This window comes from Flavobacterium cyclinae (assembly GCF_021172145.1).
In the GTDB taxonomy this organism is placed as follows: domain Bacteria; phylum Bacteroidota; class Bacteroidia; order Flavobacteriales; family Flavobacteriaceae; genus Flavobacterium; species Flavobacterium cyclinae.
The window spans coordinates 2,455,264-2,470,559 of sequence record NZ_CP089095.1 but is presented as its reverse complement, the minus strand read 5'-3'; the positions used below and the strand labels follow the sequence as shown (position 1 = coordinate 2,470,559).

Here is a 15,296-nt window from a genome sequence, read left to right as displayed (position 1 = left end):
ATGAAATCACAATTACGCAAACACCTCAATTTTAGTATTTTTAATTATTTTAGAATGATTAAAAACAGATTTTTTTTAGGAAAATTGGGTAAAATGGTTTTTATTGATAAACATGTAGAGTTTATGAGATTCCCTAAGAACATTTACATTGATGATGAAGTAATTATAAAAGAAGGAGTTCGAATTTGTTCATGCAATGCGGAAGCTTCTGTTGTTGTGGGAAAAAGAACTACTATAGGTTATCACACTTTTATTTTTGCTTCCAAAAAAATTGAGATTGGTGATGATTGTCTTATTGCTCCTTTTGTTTATATTGTTGATAGCAATCATCAAATTAAAAAAGGTATAAATATCAATACTCAACCAAATATTACAGATGAAATTAAAATTGGTAATGATGTTTGGATAGCCAGTAATGTTACAATTTTAAAAGGGGTTTCAATCTCTAATGGTGCTGTAATTGCGGCTAATTCTGTAGTTAATTGTAATGTTCCAGAAAATGAAATTTGGGGAGGTTCTCCAGCAAAAAAAATTGGTGAAAGATGAAAATTGGGGTTATAGTTTTGTCTAGATTTTCATCTAATCGTTTACCTGGTAAAGCCTTGATGGTGATAAGTGGAAAACCTATACTTCAATATATTATTGAAAGAATTTCTCAAGTTGTTGATACAGAAAAAATAGTTATAGCAACTTCTTTCGAAAATAGTGATGATAAAATCGAGCAATTTGCTCAAAACATAGGAATAGATTGTTTTCGGGGATCTTTAGATAATGTCGCAGAGCGTTTTTTTCAAGCAGGAAAGAATAAAAATTGGGATTACATTGTTAGAATTAATGGTGACAATATCTTTTTAGACATAAATATATTAAAGGATATGATAACAATAGCCAAAACTGGAAAATATGATTTTATTACTAATGTAAAAGATAGGACTTTTCCTAAAGGTATGAGTATTGAAATTCTTAAGCTATCCTACTTTGAATCTTTATTACAACAAATAAATAAGGAAGATAGATATAGAGAACATGTAACTTTATATGCCTATGATTATCCATCAGAAAATAATTTCTACTATTCAAATTCATTACTACCTGAAGCGTCAGGTATACAGATGGCTTTAGATACTGCAGAAGATTTTGAGAGAACAGAAAAAATAATCCAACATTTTAATGGAGACCATTTTAATTATAATTTATATGAGATATACAATATATGGAAAGAGATACAAAAATAAATAGTCCCTTTCATGGGAAATTTGGCCCACTTTTAATTGCAGAAATAGGTGGTAATCATGAAGGTGATTTTGAATATGCAAAGAAACTTACTCAACTTGCTATTGATACTAACGTTGATTATGTAAAGTTTCAAATATACACTGGAGATACACTAGTATCTCAATTGGAAAGTCCAGATAGGAATAAGCATTTTAAAAAATTCGAGCTTACAAAGGATAATCATATATATTTAGCCGAAATGGTGAAAGAAGCTGGTATATTATACACTTCTTCGGTTTGGGATATTGATGCAATGACTTGGCTAGATAAATATATTAGTTTGTATAAAATTGGCAGTGGAGATTTAACTGCTTATTCTGTATTAAAAAAAACTGCCGAGAAAGGGAAACCAATTATAGTTTCAACTGGTCTTTCTTCAGAAGATGAAGTTTTAAAAACAATAGAGTATATTCAATCAATAAATTCAGATTATAAGTCATCAGAAATGTTGGCAGTTTTGCAATGTACTAGTATGTATCCAATACCAAGCGCAGATGCAAATTTAAATGTAATGAAAAGATTAAAAGAATTAACTAATTTAACAATTGGTTATTCTGATCATACAGAAGGAAGTAAAGCGTTAAATTATGCAGTTGCTATTGGGGCAGAAATTCTTGAATTTCATTTCACAGATTCTAGAGAAGGAAAGCAATTTAGAGATCATAAAGTTTCATTAACCCCTAGTGAAATAAATGAATTAATTCAAGAAATTCAACTTATTAACGAACTAAAAGGAAATAGTGTTAAGAAACCTGTAACAATAGAAATAGAAAATGGTCATGTTGAATCATTTAGAAGAGCAGTTTATCCTTCAAAAGACATTAAAGCAGGAGAAGTCTTGACAGAAAATAATCTAACAGTTTTGCGCCCAAATCATGGAATTGACGCAAGAGATTTTGATAAATTGATAGGAAAAACAATAATAAAAGATGTCATTAAACATCAAAAATTAAATTGGAATTTAATAGAATAATTTGCAAATGAATCGTAATCCTTTATTAACCGTTTATATTACAAACTATAATTATGGGAAGTATATAAAACAATCTATAGAAAGTGTTTTGGTGCAAACATTTCAAGACTTTGAACTTTTTATAATCGATGATGGCTCAGTAGATGATAGTAAAGAAATTATTGAACAATATAGGGATAATCCTAAGATAAATATAATTTATCAACAAAACAAAGGATTAAACGTGACCAATAATATTGCTATGAGGGCTTCTGTTGCTAAATATATTATGCGATTAGATGCAGATGATTTTTTAACACCAGATGCATTAGAGATTATGGTTTCTACATTGGAAAATGATACAGATTTAGGATTAGTTTTTCCTGACTATTACTACACCAATGATGATGGTATTATAACAGGAGAAGAGATAAGACATGATTTTGATAAGGATGTTTCTCTTTTTGATCAACCTGCTCACGGAGCATGTACAATGATACGTCTAGAAAATTTGAGAATGTTAGGAGGTTATAATGAGAGCTTTACTTGTCAAGATGGATATGATTTATGGATCAAATTTATTATGCATTATAAAGTCAGTAATATTAATAAACCTCTTTTTTTTTATAGAAGACACGGAAATAATCTTACAGGTAATGAAGAAAGAATTTTATCCACAAGAAAAAAAATTAAAGAGACTTATGTTGAATCTTTTAAGTTAATCACTCCTAAAACAGTGGCAATAATTCCGGTGAGAAATACATTTATTAATAAGATTAATTGGCCATTGTACAAAAATTCTAACCATAATACTATTTTGGAATTGGCTTTAGAAAAATTAGAAAATTCCAAAAAAATCGATTGGATTGTAGTTACATCTTCTGATACAGAAATATTAGATTTTATTGAAAGTAAGAAAACAAATTTTTCAAAATTGTTTATTATTAAAAGACCTTTTCAGTTATCAAAATCAGGTGAAACTTTAAATAACACTTTTAATTTTATTTTAGATACACTTTTTCAAAAACAAATTTATCCAGAGGCCTTACTATCTTTTTCTTTAGATTATCCATTTGTTACAACAGATATAGTAGATGATGCTATCAATACGTTAACCATTTTTAAGGCAGATTCTTTAATTAGTGTAAGATTAGATAATAAAATGTATTTTCAGCATACAGGTCATGGTTTAATACCTATTTTAGAGCAAGATAAATTTACAAGGCTTGAAAGAGAAGCATTATATAAGGGCCAAGGAGGAATTATGCTATCAAAAGTTGATAATTTTAAGAAAAATGGTAAAATTTTAACTGGTAAAATAGGACATATTATAGTGGATGAAAAAGTTTCTTTTGGTGTATTTACCGAATGGGATTTTTATGTTTTTAAAGCCATAATTAAAAATTGATTTAAAATTATTTTAATGAAAAAAAAGAATAAGAATTATTTTTTTGTAGTTACAGGATTACAAGTTATTAATTGTGTTGAGTATATTTATGATTCTAATTCTACTGAAGATATTAATGTTTTAATTGTTTGTAATAAAGAGAATACAGCTCGATTAGAGGTTAAGTCTACTCTGCATTTATATGATTGGAATGAAGTGATATATCTTCCGCCTACATTTTTATTAAATTTAAAAATTTCTAGTTTTAAATTAATTTTAAATTTATTGTATTCTTGGACTAGATTGAATTTTATTAGTTTTAAAGAAACTAGAATAATTGGTAATGATTTAACAATATTTTTTAGATATGTTACAAAAAATAAAAAATTAAAAGATATTATATTTATTGATGATGGTAACGGAACCGTTAATTACAATTCTAAAAACCCATACGAAGATTTTAAAGGGAGGAGTAATAAATTTATTTATAAATTTTTAGGCATTCATAATCATGTTTTCTTTCCTAGTATTTTTTTTACCGCATACCCTAATTATGTTAAACCATTATCTAATCAAAAAATCATAATTAATAATTTTAATTATTTAAAAAATATTAAAAAACAAACAAAAACAATTAATAAAATTTACTTTATTGGAGATCCCCATGTAGAAAGAGGTTACATGACAAAAAACCAATTTATTGATGCCTTAATTTTTGTAAATAATTTTTTTGATAATAATGTGATATATGTTCCAAGGATATACGAAGCAGATGATAAACTAGATGAAATTAGATCTTATATGCCAGTATTAAAAAATAGTACCCCTTTTGAAAATTTTATTGTAAATTCTGAGTTATTACCAGTTGCTTTAGTAGCTTTTCATTCAACAGTATTGTTTAATTTAAATAAAATGTGTGGGGATTCTATGAAATATTATTTTATTAAATTACCCAATTACACTAATGAATTTCATATGGAAAATTTGAAAACCATTTGGTGTAGTTTGAAAAAATTTGCAACAGAATTAAGACCTTTTAATTGATTTAAAATAATATTATTTTTTTTATGACAGAAGTTAAAATAAATATTTGTGGGGATTTGGTAATAACAGAGGGAAATTTTCCTGATTTAGAAAACGATATTATTGATTATTTTTCAAAAGGGGATTTGAATATAGTGAATTTAGAATGTCCAATTACTAAGTCAAATAATAAAATCGAAAAGACAGGACTTCATTTGAAAGGGGATGAATACGGGATTTTTAATTTGTTAAAAAAATTAAACATTAACTTAGTTACTTTAGCAAATAATCATATATTTGATTATGGTGTTGATGGATTGAACGATACCATTTCTTTTTGTAAAAAAAACGATTTAAACTATGTTGGAGCTGGATTATTTCATAATGAGATTAGTAAATCAGTCTATTATAACTTAGATGGAAAAAAAATAACTTTTTTGAATTTTGCTGAAAATGAATGGGCAAATTCAGTTAATGGGTCTCCTGGAGCAAATTCTTTAGATGTAATTAATAATGTCTATCAAATAAAAAAAGAAAAGAACAAAGCAGATATTGTAATAGTAATTATACATGGTGGGAATGAATACTATAATCTACCCAGCCCTAAAATGCAAAAAACATATAGATTTTATGCTGACAATGGAGCAGATCTGATAGTAGGACATCATCCACATTGTATTAGCGGTTATGAATTATATAATAATATCCCAATTTTTTATAGTTTGGGAAATTTTTTATTTACTAAAAAGTCTAACCATGATTCATGGTATAGAGGAATGATACTTTCAATTATTATAAACCAAGACAATAACATTAGTTTTGATATAAAATATACAAAACAGTCTAAAGATAATTATAGTCTTTCATTTGTTGATAATTTTGAAAACGAAGTAATTAGGAAAGAAATAGAAAATTTAAATTCTATTATTTTAGATGAAACTTTAATGTTGGAAAATTGGAAAGATTATTTAAAAAAAATAGAATTACAATATTTAAGAGCCTTTAGTCCTTTGAATGGAATAAAAAATAGGATTATTAAAAAACTAATTATAAAGGTTGGATTAGATAAGATTTTTATTAATAAATCTCATTATTTTAGTTTATTAAATTATATTAGATGTGAAGCTCATTTAGAGGTTTCACAAGGTGTATTAAAGGAATTTACAAAAAAATAACATAGAAATGCAAAATGATAAATTAAAATTTAATGATTACGCATTATATCTATTAGTATTTTCTGTAACTTTTGAAAATTGGAACCCTTTTGGTTTACAAGGGGTCTTTTCAATTACGAAAATGACAACTATATTATATTTAATTTCATCCATAGGTGTTATTTCCAAAAGAGTTTCTTTAAAATATATGTCTTATTATGTTTATCCATTAATGTTCTATATAGTAATAGAGAGTATGTCATCTCTAATAAATGTAAAATATATTCAATCGTACAATGATATTACAAGTTTTAAAGTACTTCAATTGATTTTATTTATGATAATTATTAGCAATCATTTGATTGAAAAGCCTCATTTAAATTTAAAAGTATTAAAAATTTATGTATATAGTATAGCATTATTGAGTTTTTTGTTTTTGATGGGAATTGGAATAGATTCAGAATATACTGATTTGACATCTAGGTTGAGTCTCTTTGGAGAAAACCCCAATGCTATAGGTGTTAAAGGTGCAATCGCCCTTATGATTATTTTTTCATTAATTTTAGAAGGGAAAATTAATCTTTTGTCAAAAATTATTTTTAGTTTTTTTTCAATTTCAATAATTGCTATGATTTCTGGAACGGCATCAAGAGGAGCTTTTATTTTGGTTTTTTTAGGTGGTTTAATTACAGTTTTACTGCAAAAATCAACATTCAAAGTCAAGTTTTTCTCAATAATTGCTTCAATTTTTATTGGTATGCTTTTATGGCAGTATTTTTTATCAAATGAAGTGTTGTTAAAACGATTATTAGAAACAACAGAAGAGGGAAATACAGGTAGAAATGAATTATGGGAAGCTGGTATGAATATTTTTTATGATAATCCAATTGTAGGAGTTGGTAGATCTGGTTTTTTAAATGAAATGAAAATTTATTATGGACTTCCTATGGATACTCACAACATTTTTATTGCCTTATTAGCTACAACTGGTATTATGGGTTTTTTGTTTTTTATAATTTTTTTTTTAAGAATATGGAAATTTGCATATTACAATTATAAGTATAGTAAGAGTATTTTATTTTTAATTGTACTGGTTATAATAACATTTCATATGTTTAAAGCAGGGGGTATTTTAACCCAAATTTTCCCTTGGTTTATTTTTTCCCTTGTCATAGGTGCAACTAGACTTTCAAAACAGCTATAATATAATTAATAAAAAAATAAACATGACAACTAAAGAGCTCAAAAAAAACATTTTTAAACTACTAACTCATTTAGCTCCTCTATATGCTTATAACAAATTTTGGAATAGAAAAGGGACGTTTGAATACCCAAAAAGAATAATCCACCAAGAACAATCCCGTTTTCCATTGTTAGGAATTATTGAAGAGCAAAGAAATTTTCATTACTTTTACATCGCAGCTTGTGAGGAAATGAATGTTCCCTATATTCTTATTGACCTAACAAAATCAAATTGGATTGATATTGTAAAACAATCAGGTTGTAAAGGTATATTAGTATGGCCTTCAGCATCTTCAACTGTAATTAAAAATATGTTTGATGAAAGAATTAAAGTAATTAATGAAGATTTAGGTTTTACTATTTTTCCATCATACAATGAAATGTGGGTATGGGAAAGCAAAAGGAGAATGCATTATTGGTTTGAAGCAAATAATATTAAGCATCCTCAAGGATGGATCTTTTATGATTATAATGAAGCTAGAGCTTTTTTAGAACATTCATCATTCCCACTAGTCTTTAAAACAAATCATGGTGATTCCTCTCAAGGAGTTAAAATTTTGAGAAAAAAAGCGCATGCGCTTAAAATTTTGAATAATTGTTTTGGAGCTGGGGTCAATATGGGGGCTGGTTTTGCTAAGGATTTAGAATGGGGAAGTATATTTTTTCAAGAGTTTATTGAAAATCCCATAGAATGGAGAATAATTCGTATCGGGGATTCTTATTTTGGTTACCAAAAGGTAAGACGAGGTGATTTTGCCAGTGGTTCAGGAGATGCTGTCTTCACAGATATTCCTTTTCATATTTTGAGTTATGTTAGGGATATTACAGATAAGCATAATCTTAAAAGTATCAGTTTTGATGTACTAATAGATAATGATAATAATTTTTATATGATAGAAATTCAAAGTCTTTTTGGAGATACAAAAACTAAACGGAAATTGCTCATAGATGGTGAGCCAGGAAGATATAAATATGATTACGAAAAGGAAAATTGGTTTTTTGAAAAAGGAATTTTTGATCAAAATAATTGTGGTAATCTTAGAGTAGCATATCTTTTAGAACAAATAAATAAAAAATAAACACAAAATGCCTGGAATTAATTTGATTTTTAAAAAAGAAGATGTTGGATTTCTTAGTTCGACACTTAAAGAAAAATTACTTACTAGTAACTGGGATAGTCGTTATTTTTCTGAATCTTATTTTGAAACAAAAAGTTTATTTATTTCAGGAAATAGATATGAAAAGTATCCTATTTATATTTTTGAAAATGATGACTTCTTAGCCGTAATAGAAGGTTTTTTGTACAACGAAGACGCTAAGAGTATAGAGGATGAATTAGTTAAACTTCATAAAATAGTTATTGATAATACAAAAAGACAAGAAGCAATATCTAAGTGGCTCACTAGTACTGATGGCGATTTTATTATAGTTATTAGAGATAAAAAAACAGCAGTAACCTATTTGTTAAACGATGTTTTTGCAAGATTACCATTATATTATTATTTAAAAAATAATTGTCTTATAGTATCACGCGAGCAGAATAGATTAACAGAACTTGCAGATATAAAAAATATTGACATGATAGGTGCTGCACAGTTTATGATGTTGGGATATACAGTTGGTAATAGAACACTTGTTGAGGAATGTAATTATTTTTTACCTGGAAGTCTATTATTGGTAGATGAAAATAAAGGTGAGGTAAAATTAGAAAGAAATTATGTTTTTAATTTTGAATCTATGGTAGATTATACTACCTCATATAAAAAACATGTAGAACAATCAGTAGCACTTTTTAAAAAGGCAACAAGTAAAAGACAATACATAAAAAACATAATCGGTTTAAGTGGTGGACTTGATTCAAGAGCTGTAGCTGCAGCATTTGATTTTACAAGAAATTGTCAAGCTATTTCAAGATTGAGTGTTAATAAGAAAGAACTAAAAGACGTAAAATTAGCAAAAAAAATAGCTACCAAAATCAGTTTACCTTTTAAAGTACTTAATACAGAGGCTTTTACTGGGGAAATGATTTATAAGTTAGCTTTGCAAAAAATGGGTCTTAATTCGCTTGAAAATGCATTTAATTTTCAATATGAGGAAAAACTTTTACAACAAGAAAATGATTTTGTCTATTTTACAGGTGATGGGGGAGATAGAATAAAACCACACATCACATTTTCTAAAAAATTAAAGAACTATGAACAGCTTATGGACTCTATTATAGAGAAAAATAGTGTGCTACCTTACAAATATATTGAAGATATTACAGGAGTAACTATGGATAGTGTAAGAAAAGATATTATAAGCTTTCTACAATCATTTCCAGAACAATCTCTAGAAATTAAGTATATTCATTTTATGATATATGAAAGCGCTTTTAAATCTGTATTTGAAGGAGAGGATAGAAAAAGATTTTATTTTTGGACCGTAACTCCCTTTTATGCTACAGATTTCTTTATTAAATCAATGTCTATTCCTGAGAATTATAAAAAAAATTATAAATTTTACAAAGATTTTTTAATAAAAATGGATAAGCGGGTGGCGGATATTGAAAACGCTGCATGGGGATTTCCTATAAGTTCATTTAAGCTTAATTTGTTTCTTTATTCAAAAAATGTAGCAAAAATGCTACCATTTCAAATCAAAAAATACATACAAGCTGATGTTGAGAAGCTAAAGAAAACACATCACACCAATCTTTTATTATTTTTGTCTGAACTTATTAATTCAGAAGATTTTCCAAATGATTTTAATAATAAAGGACTTAGTTATTTTAAAGATAATATATCGGAAATGAACACCACAGTAATTTATAAAATAATTACACCTATAATAGTTTCACAACTGCTGCAAAAAAAATCAAATCTAAATACTAGGTATGCTAACATAGAATTTATATAAAACTAATGGTATAAAATGCTACTCTTCAAAAGTTAATTTAAATGAAAACTTAAATGTAAAAGTTGATACTGTTTGTTAGTGTAAAATAAAATAAGAAATATGAAAATATTAATAATATCAGATAATTACCCATCGGAACAACATCCTACTAATGGAGTTTTTGTATACAATTTAGTGCAACAATTTGCAAAACTAGGGCATGAAGTAATTGTTATTGCGCCTTTTCAATTAGTGCCAAGAAAAATAAAATTTAAAAAAGTAGTATATGGTAATGAATTAGCAAAGGTTTACCGTCCATTATTTACTTCTTTATCCACTAAACAAATAGGAAGTTTTAATACCTATACAATTGCTCGTAAAATACAAGTAAATGCAATACAACATATTATAAAGAAAAATAAAATTGAGTTTGATGTAGTGTATTGTCATTTTATAAAAAATGCATTATTAGGAGTAGAGGCATTAGAAAAATATAATAAGCCATTTATTGCAGCTGTAGGTGAAAATAGAAATATCCAATTAGTACAAAAATGGTATAATAAGAATACATATACGAAATTTTTCAATAAAATAGATGGTTTTATAGCTGTTTCTGAAATGATAAAAGAGAAATTGATAGATATGAAAGTTTCTCAAGATAAAATTATTGTAGAGCCTAATGGGGTGGATTTTGAAGTGTATTATAAAAGGGAAAATATAAAAGAGCTTAGAGAAAAATATAATTTGCCTCAGAATAAAACATTAGTTATGTTTTTAGGACATTTTATAGAAAACAAAGGGCCTCTAAGATTGGTTAAAGCAGCTGAAGGAATTGAAAATATTGGTCTAGTTATGGTAGGGGAAGGAAAACAAAATCCAGAAAGCACAGATATTGTTTTCAAACAGAAAGTACCTAGAAGTTGTGTTCCTGAACTTTTATCAGCTTCGGATATCTTTGTTTTACCAACGCAGCACGAAGGCTCCAGTAACGCTATAATTGAAGCAATGGCTTGTGGATTACCTATAATTTCGTCTGATATTCCTGAAATAAGAGTGCAATGTACTTCAGATTTTTCAATTTTAGTTGATCCAAATAATATTTCTCAAATTAGGTCAGCATTAAATAAACTGACAGGGGATGAAGAATTAAGAAATAAAATGTCACTTAATGCAATGAATCATGCTAGAAAATTTGGTGTGGTAGAAAGAGCTAAACGAATAGTTAATTTTATTTCCAACATATAAATAAAATGAAAATAATTATCAATGCTGATGATTTTGGTTTTACAAAGTCGGTAAATGAAGCAGTATTCACATTAGCTAAAAGGGGAACATTAACCTCTACAACCGTCATGGTAAATATGCCTTATTGGGAAGAGGTAGATAGATTATTAGAACATCCTAATTTTGGCATTGGTCTGCATTTTAATATAACTCAAGGAAAGCCTATTTTAGATGCATCGGAAATTTCAACAATTGTGAATAGTGAAACGGGAGAGTTTTATGAATTTAAAGAATTAAGAAAAAGGAGTAAACAAGGAAAAATAAATGCTAATGACGTTTATAAAGAATTAAAGGCTCAAATTTTATTATTAAAACAGCGTGTAGGAGATCGTTTAACTCATATGGATTCGCATCAAGGAGTACATAAATATAAGCCCATTTCAAATGCTTTTTTATCTTTAGGGAAAGAAAACATGGTATTAGGTTTACGTTCACCTCATCATTTGTTTATTACTAATGCTAAAGTTCCTGAAGTTGTTGGAATTAAAAATATTTTTAAATTTGGGATTAAAAGATTTATAACAGAATTGTATTATAGAAAATATAATGCTACTTTTCGCAAATATTATGTAATGCCTGAAGGGGAACTTTTAAATATAAATTTAAAAAAAGTAGATACTTTTGAAGCTTTAGAAAAATTAATTGCTTTAGAAAAGTTATATATTGAAATTCCTTGCCATCCAGCTACATCATTTACAGATTTGCCAAAGACAAAATTAACTGATAAAAGACTACAAGAGTTCGAAATATTGAAGTCTGAAAGTTTTAAAAATAGCCTCAATAAGTTTCAATTAATTAGCTTTAAAGATTTAAAAAAATGAAAATAATCATCAACGCAGACGATTTTGGAATGACAAAGTCAATAAATAATGCAATAACAGAATTAATGCATTTAGGAACTATTACTTCTACAACAGTAATGGTAAATATGCCTTATGCAAATGAGGCAATAGAGTTACTTAAAATCCCAAATATTAGTATTGGACTTCATTTTAATTTAACGGAAGGAAAACCAACGTCTTCTATTGATGAAGTATCATCTTTAGTTGATAAAAAGGGTAATTTTCATTCTAAAAAAGAATTAGAGAGTAGAGCAAAGAAAAATTTAATTAAAAAAGAAGAAGTATTATTAGAGTTAAAAAACCAATATGCAAAGCTTTATGATATTTTAGGAGACAATATAACACACTTTGATTCCCACCAAGGACTTAATAGAATTCCAGTAGTTTTTAAAGCATTATTGGATTTTGGAAAAGAAACTCAAAAGCCAAAAGGAATACGTTTTTATGTTAAGCACTATATACAAAATTCAGGAAAAGTAATTGTTCCTGGTTTATTTGATATCCAAAAATTTGGAATTAAACGTTTGCTAGTTGAGCAATACCTTAAAAATAATAAAAATCAAATTAATAAATATTTTAAGAGCCCTGAAGGGATGTTGGTTTCAAGTTCTCATAATGCTATTGATGTTTTTAAAGCTTTGGTAAAAAATCCTTTGGCAAAATTTGAGAATGCAATTTTAGAGATACCTTGTCATCCATCTATTGATATAACTGAATTAGAAAACACAAAGTTAACAGATGAAAGAGTTATAGAATACCAATTTTTGAAATCAACAGCATTTCTTGAAGCAAAGAAAAGTTTAGATTTAGTTAGTTTCAATTCTGTAGTAGTATAATGGAAAATAAGATAAATTTAGTACATATTAATTCCTATTTTCTTACTAATAAGTTACATGAAGAGTTAGTTATGTCCTTAAGGGATATGAATGCTTCAATTCATCAAACTGTATATATTCCAATAAACAAAAAGGATAAAATAAATAGCGATTATTGTGAATCTAAAAATATTTTATATACAATTTCCAAAGCTTTTTCAAATCTTGAAAGATATTTCTGGCCATTAAAAATGTTATCCATTTATAATGATTTTAATAAAAAAGTAAAAAATGATAAAATAACAATTACCCATGCACATTCGTTAATATCTAATGGCATTATTTCCTTTTTATTATTTAAAAAGAAAGCTATTCCTTATGTTGTTACAGTTAGAAATACAGATATAAATATATTCATGAAAAGATCTATTTTTTTTAGAAAAATAGGTTTCAAAATATTAAATAGTGCTAAATCAATAATGGTTTTATCACCAGCTTATAAGAACATACAATTAAGAGAATGCTTAACAACATTTCAATTTGAGCAACTGAAAGATAAGATTAAAGTTATTCCTAACGGAGTGAATGATTTTTGGATTAAAAATAGATATTTGGATGAGTCTAAGAATAGTAATTGCATAGAAATTCTTTTCGTTGGTAAGCTTCGTGAAAATAAAAATTGTAGTGCATTAATTAAAGCTTGTAAAATATTAAAAGAAAAAGGTATTGACTTCCAACTTACAATTGTAGGTGAAGGTTATCTTAAAGATAAATTGCAAGTAGAAGCAAAAGGTTTAAAAGTTAGATTTTTAGGTTTCATTTCAGATAATGAACAATTATTAAAAATATATAGGAATTCGAATCTTCTAGTAGTGCCTTCATTTAAAGAATCTTTTGGATTAGTATATGTAGAAGCAATGACTCAAGGTTTACCAGTAGTTTATACAAAAGGCCAAGGATTTGATGGGAATTATGAAGAAGGAGTAGTTGGTTTTTCAGTAATGCCAAAAGAACATGAGAAAATTGCAGAAGCTATTCAAAAAATAAAAGAAAATTACAATGAAATCTCGAAAAATGCTTATAATCATGCTCTAGACTTTTCGTGGACATACAATTCTAAAATGCTTAATGATATTTATACTAATATAGAATAAATGAAAATTCTTTATATACACCAATACTTTAAAACTCCGAGAGAACCCGGAGCTACTCGTATTTATTTTATTGTTCAGCAACTTTTAAAGGAGGGACATGAAGTTACAGTAATTACTCAAAATAAAAAAATAACAGCATCCGATAGAGAAGAAGTCTATTTAGACGGTATTAATATAGTTTATTTGAAAAATGCTTATTCAAATGAAATGAGTATTCCTATGCGGATTAAATCATTTTTTAATTTTATGTACAAATCTTCTTTTGAAGTTTTTAAACATAAAAATATTGATTTAGTTATTGCTACATCTACACCCTTATCAGTTGGACTTCCCGCCCTATTATTAAAAAAAATCAAAGGTATTCCTTTTGTTTTTGAAGTTAGAGATTTGTGGCCAGAAGTGCCTATACAAATGGGGGGGCTTAAAAATCCATTAGTAAAAAAAATAGCTATTTGGTTTGAAAAAACAATCTATAAAAATGCAAGCCATATAGTTGCTTTATCTCCAGGTATGTATGATGGTGTTATTAAATATGTTTCATCTGATAAAGTATCAATGATTCCCAATATGGCTAAGAAAGAACATTTTTGGCCAAGAGAAAAAAGCAAAGATTGTATTAAAAAGTTACAACTTAGAGAAAGTTCTTTTAAGGTAATTCATTTTGGTACAATGGGTATTGCAAATGGCCTTCAATATTTTATTGAAGCTGCAAAAATTGCTCATGATAAAGGAATAATGGATGTTGATTTTATTCTTTTAGGAGAAGGAAAAGCAGAAAAAACTTTAAAATTATTCGCTGAAAGTAATAAATTAACAAATGTATTTTTTTACGAAAGATTAGCAATGAAAGAGACAAGTGAAGTAGTAAATGTTTGTGATATTTCGGTTGTCCCCTTTCTAAATATTCCAATTTTAAGTACTAATTCACCAAATAAATTATTTGATTCTTTAGCTGCTGGTAAACCAATAATAGTAAATTCAAATGGTTGGACAAAAAAAATGGTAGAAGAAAATAGATGTGGAGCTTTTGTAGACCCAGAAAATCCAAATGAATTATTTGAACTTATTATGGATTGGAAAAATGAGCCTCATTTACTGAAGATAATGGGTGATAATAGTAGAAAATTAGCAGAAACTACTTATGATGAATCCATACTTACCAAAAGGTTTGCAAGTATTATAAATACTTTTAATAACAAGTAAAAAGCAATGAAAAATATTCTATATTTAGGTTTTTTTATTTTGAAGACAGATTATAAAGATTTATTAAAATCAATCAATTGTACTTCAA

General features: G+C 27.0%; 14 protein-coding genes. All 14 read left to right on the top strand.

Features of this window, described 5'->3' with window-relative positions:
* On the top strand, nt 1–546 hold the full coding sequence (locus LOS86_RS11320; protein ID WP_231842213.1) for an acyltransferase: 546 nt from the start codon (nt 1–3) through the stop codon (nt 544–546).
* Nucleotides 543–1,235: a cytidylyltransferase domain-containing protein gene (locus tag LOS86_RS11315; protein WP_231842212.1), complete on the top strand. Its 693-nt coding sequence runs from the start codon at nt 543–545 to the stop codon at nt 1,233–1,235. Before LOS86_RS11320 ends, LOS86_RS11315 begins: the two co-directional genes overlap by 4 nt.
* Complete coding sequence (locus LOS86_RS11310) at nt 1,214–2,248, top strand: N-acetylneuraminate synthase family protein (RefSeq protein ID WP_231842211.1); 1,035 nt, start codon at nt 1,214–1,216, stop codon at nt 2,246–2,248. Before LOS86_RS11315 ends, LOS86_RS11310 begins: the two co-directional genes overlap by 22 nt.
* Before the next feature lie 7 nt (nt 2,249–2,255).
* Complete coding sequence (locus LOS86_RS11305; protein WP_231842210.1) at nt 2,256–3,635, top strand: glycosyltransferase; 1,380 nt, start codon at nt 2,256–2,258, stop codon at nt 3,633–3,635.
* Between the two features lie 15 nt (nt 3,636–3,650).
* Entirely contained in the window at nt 3,651–4,658 is a 1,008-nt protein-coding gene (locus tag LOS86_RS11300; RefSeq protein ID WP_231842209.1) for a hypothetical protein, read from the top strand.
* Between the two features lie 23 nt (nt 4,659–4,681).
* Nucleotides 4,682–5,812, top strand: coding sequence for a CapA family protein (locus LOS86_RS11295; RefSeq protein WP_231842208.1), 1,131 nt, complete (start codon nt 4,682–4,684; stop codon nt 5,810–5,812).
* Between the two features lie 7 nt (nt 5,813–5,819).
* Nucleotides 5,820–6,995 carry an O-antigen ligase family protein gene (locus tag LOS86_RS11290; protein WP_231842207.1) on the top strand — a complete coding sequence of 392 codons (1,176 nt, stop codon included), beginning with the start codon at nt 5,820–5,822 and terminating at the stop codon, nt 6,993–6,995.
* A gap of 22 nt (nt 6,996–7,017) precedes the next feature.
* Nucleotides 7,018–8,112 carry an ATP-grasp domain-containing protein gene (locus LOS86_RS11285; RefSeq protein WP_231842206.1) on the top strand — a complete coding sequence of 365 codons (1,095 nt, stop codon included), beginning with the start codon at nt 7,018–7,020 and terminating at the stop codon, nt 8,110–8,112.
* 7 nt (nt 8,113–8,119) lie between these two features.
* Nucleotides 8,120–9,931 carry an asparagine synthetase B family protein gene (locus LOS86_RS11280; RefSeq protein WP_231842205.1) on the top strand — a complete coding sequence of 604 codons (1,812 nt, stop codon included), beginning with the start codon at nt 8,120–8,122 and terminating at the stop codon, nt 9,929–9,931.
* A gap of 99 nt (nt 9,932–10,030) precedes the next feature.
* On the top strand, nt 10,031–11,155 hold the full coding sequence (locus LOS86_RS11275; RefSeq protein WP_231842204.1) for a glycosyltransferase family 4 protein: 1,125 nt from the start codon (nt 10,031–10,033) through the stop codon (nt 11,153–11,155).
* A 5-nt stretch (nt 11,156–11,160) separates the two neighbouring features.
* Nucleotides 11,161–12,015, top strand: a complete 855-nt coding sequence (locus LOS86_RS11270) for a carbohydrate deacetylase (RefSeq protein ID WP_231842203.1) — start codon at nt 11,161–11,163, stop codon at nt 12,013–12,015.
* Nucleotides 12,012–12,872 (top strand): carbohydrate deacetylase, encoded by an 861-nt coding sequence (locus tag LOS86_RS11265; protein ID WP_231842202.1) that lies wholly within the window; start codon nt 12,012–12,014, stop codon nt 12,870–12,872. The genes LOS86_RS11270 and LOS86_RS11265 overlap by 4 nt, the downstream gene beginning before the upstream one ends.
* Complete coding sequence (locus LOS86_RS11260; RefSeq protein WP_231842201.1) at nt 12,872–14,005, top strand: glycosyltransferase family 4 protein; 1,134 nt, start codon at nt 12,872–12,874, stop codon at nt 14,003–14,005. Before LOS86_RS11265 ends, LOS86_RS11260 begins: the two co-directional genes overlap by 1 nt.
* Entirely contained in the window at nt 14,006–15,208 is a 1,203-nt protein-coding gene (locus LOS86_RS11255; protein ID WP_231842200.1) for a glycosyltransferase family 4 protein, read from the top strand.
* Nucleotides 15,209–15,296: the final 88 nt, after the last annotated feature.

Bases quoted from the DNA above. Each gene is read 5' to 3' on its own strand.
- LOS86_RS11315 (WP_231842212.1), top strand. From the start codon at position 543: ATGAAAATTGGGGTTATAGTTTTGTCTAGATTTTCATCTAATCGTTTA.
- LOS86_RS11290 (WP_231842207.1), top strand. From the start codon at position 5,820: ATGCAAAATGATAAATTAAAATTTAATGATTACGCATTATATCTATTA.
- LOS86_RS11275 (WP_231842204.1), top strand. From the start codon at position 10,031: ATGAAAATATTAATAATATCAGATAATTACCCATCGGAACAACATCCT.
- LOS86_RS11295 (WP_231842208.1), top strand. From the start codon at position 4,682: ATGACAGAAGTTAAAATAAATATTTGTGGGGATTTGGTAATAACAGAG.
- LOS86_RS11310 (WP_231842211.1), top strand. From the start codon at position 1,214: ATGGAAAGAGATACAAAAATAAATAGTCCCTTTCATGGGAAATTTGGC.
- LOS86_RS11305 (WP_231842210.1), top strand. From the start codon at position 2,256: ATGAATCGTAATCCTTTATTAACCGTTTATATTACAAACTATAATTAT.
- LOS86_RS11260 (WP_231842201.1), top strand. From the start codon at position 12,872: ATGGAAAATAAGATAAATTTAGTACATATTAATTCCTATTTTCTTACT.
- LOS86_RS11270 (WP_231842203.1), top strand. From the start codon at position 11,161: ATGAAAATAATTATCAATGCTGATGATTTTGGTTTTACAAAGTCGGTA.
- LOS86_RS11320 (WP_231842213.1), top strand. From the start codon at position 1: ATGAAATCACAATTACGCAAACACCTCAATTTTAGTATTTTTAATTAT.
- LOS86_RS11285 (WP_231842206.1), top strand. From the start codon at position 7,018: ATGACAACTAAAGAGCTCAAAAAAAACATTTTTAAACTACTAACTCAT.
- LOS86_RS11265 (WP_231842202.1), top strand. From the start codon at position 12,012: ATGAAAATAATCATCAACGCAGACGATTTTGGAATGACAAAGTCAATA.
- LOS86_RS11255 (WP_231842200.1), top strand. From the start codon at position 14,006: ATGAAAATTCTTTATATACACCAATACTTTAAAACTCCGAGAGAACCC.
- LOS86_RS11300 (WP_231842209.1), top strand. From the start codon at position 3,651: ATGAAAAAAAAGAATAAGAATTATTTTTTTGTAGTTACAGGATTACAA.
- LOS86_RS11280 (WP_231842205.1), top strand. From the start codon at position 8,120: ATGCCTGGAATTAATTTGATTTTTAAAAAAGAAGATGTTGGATTTCTT.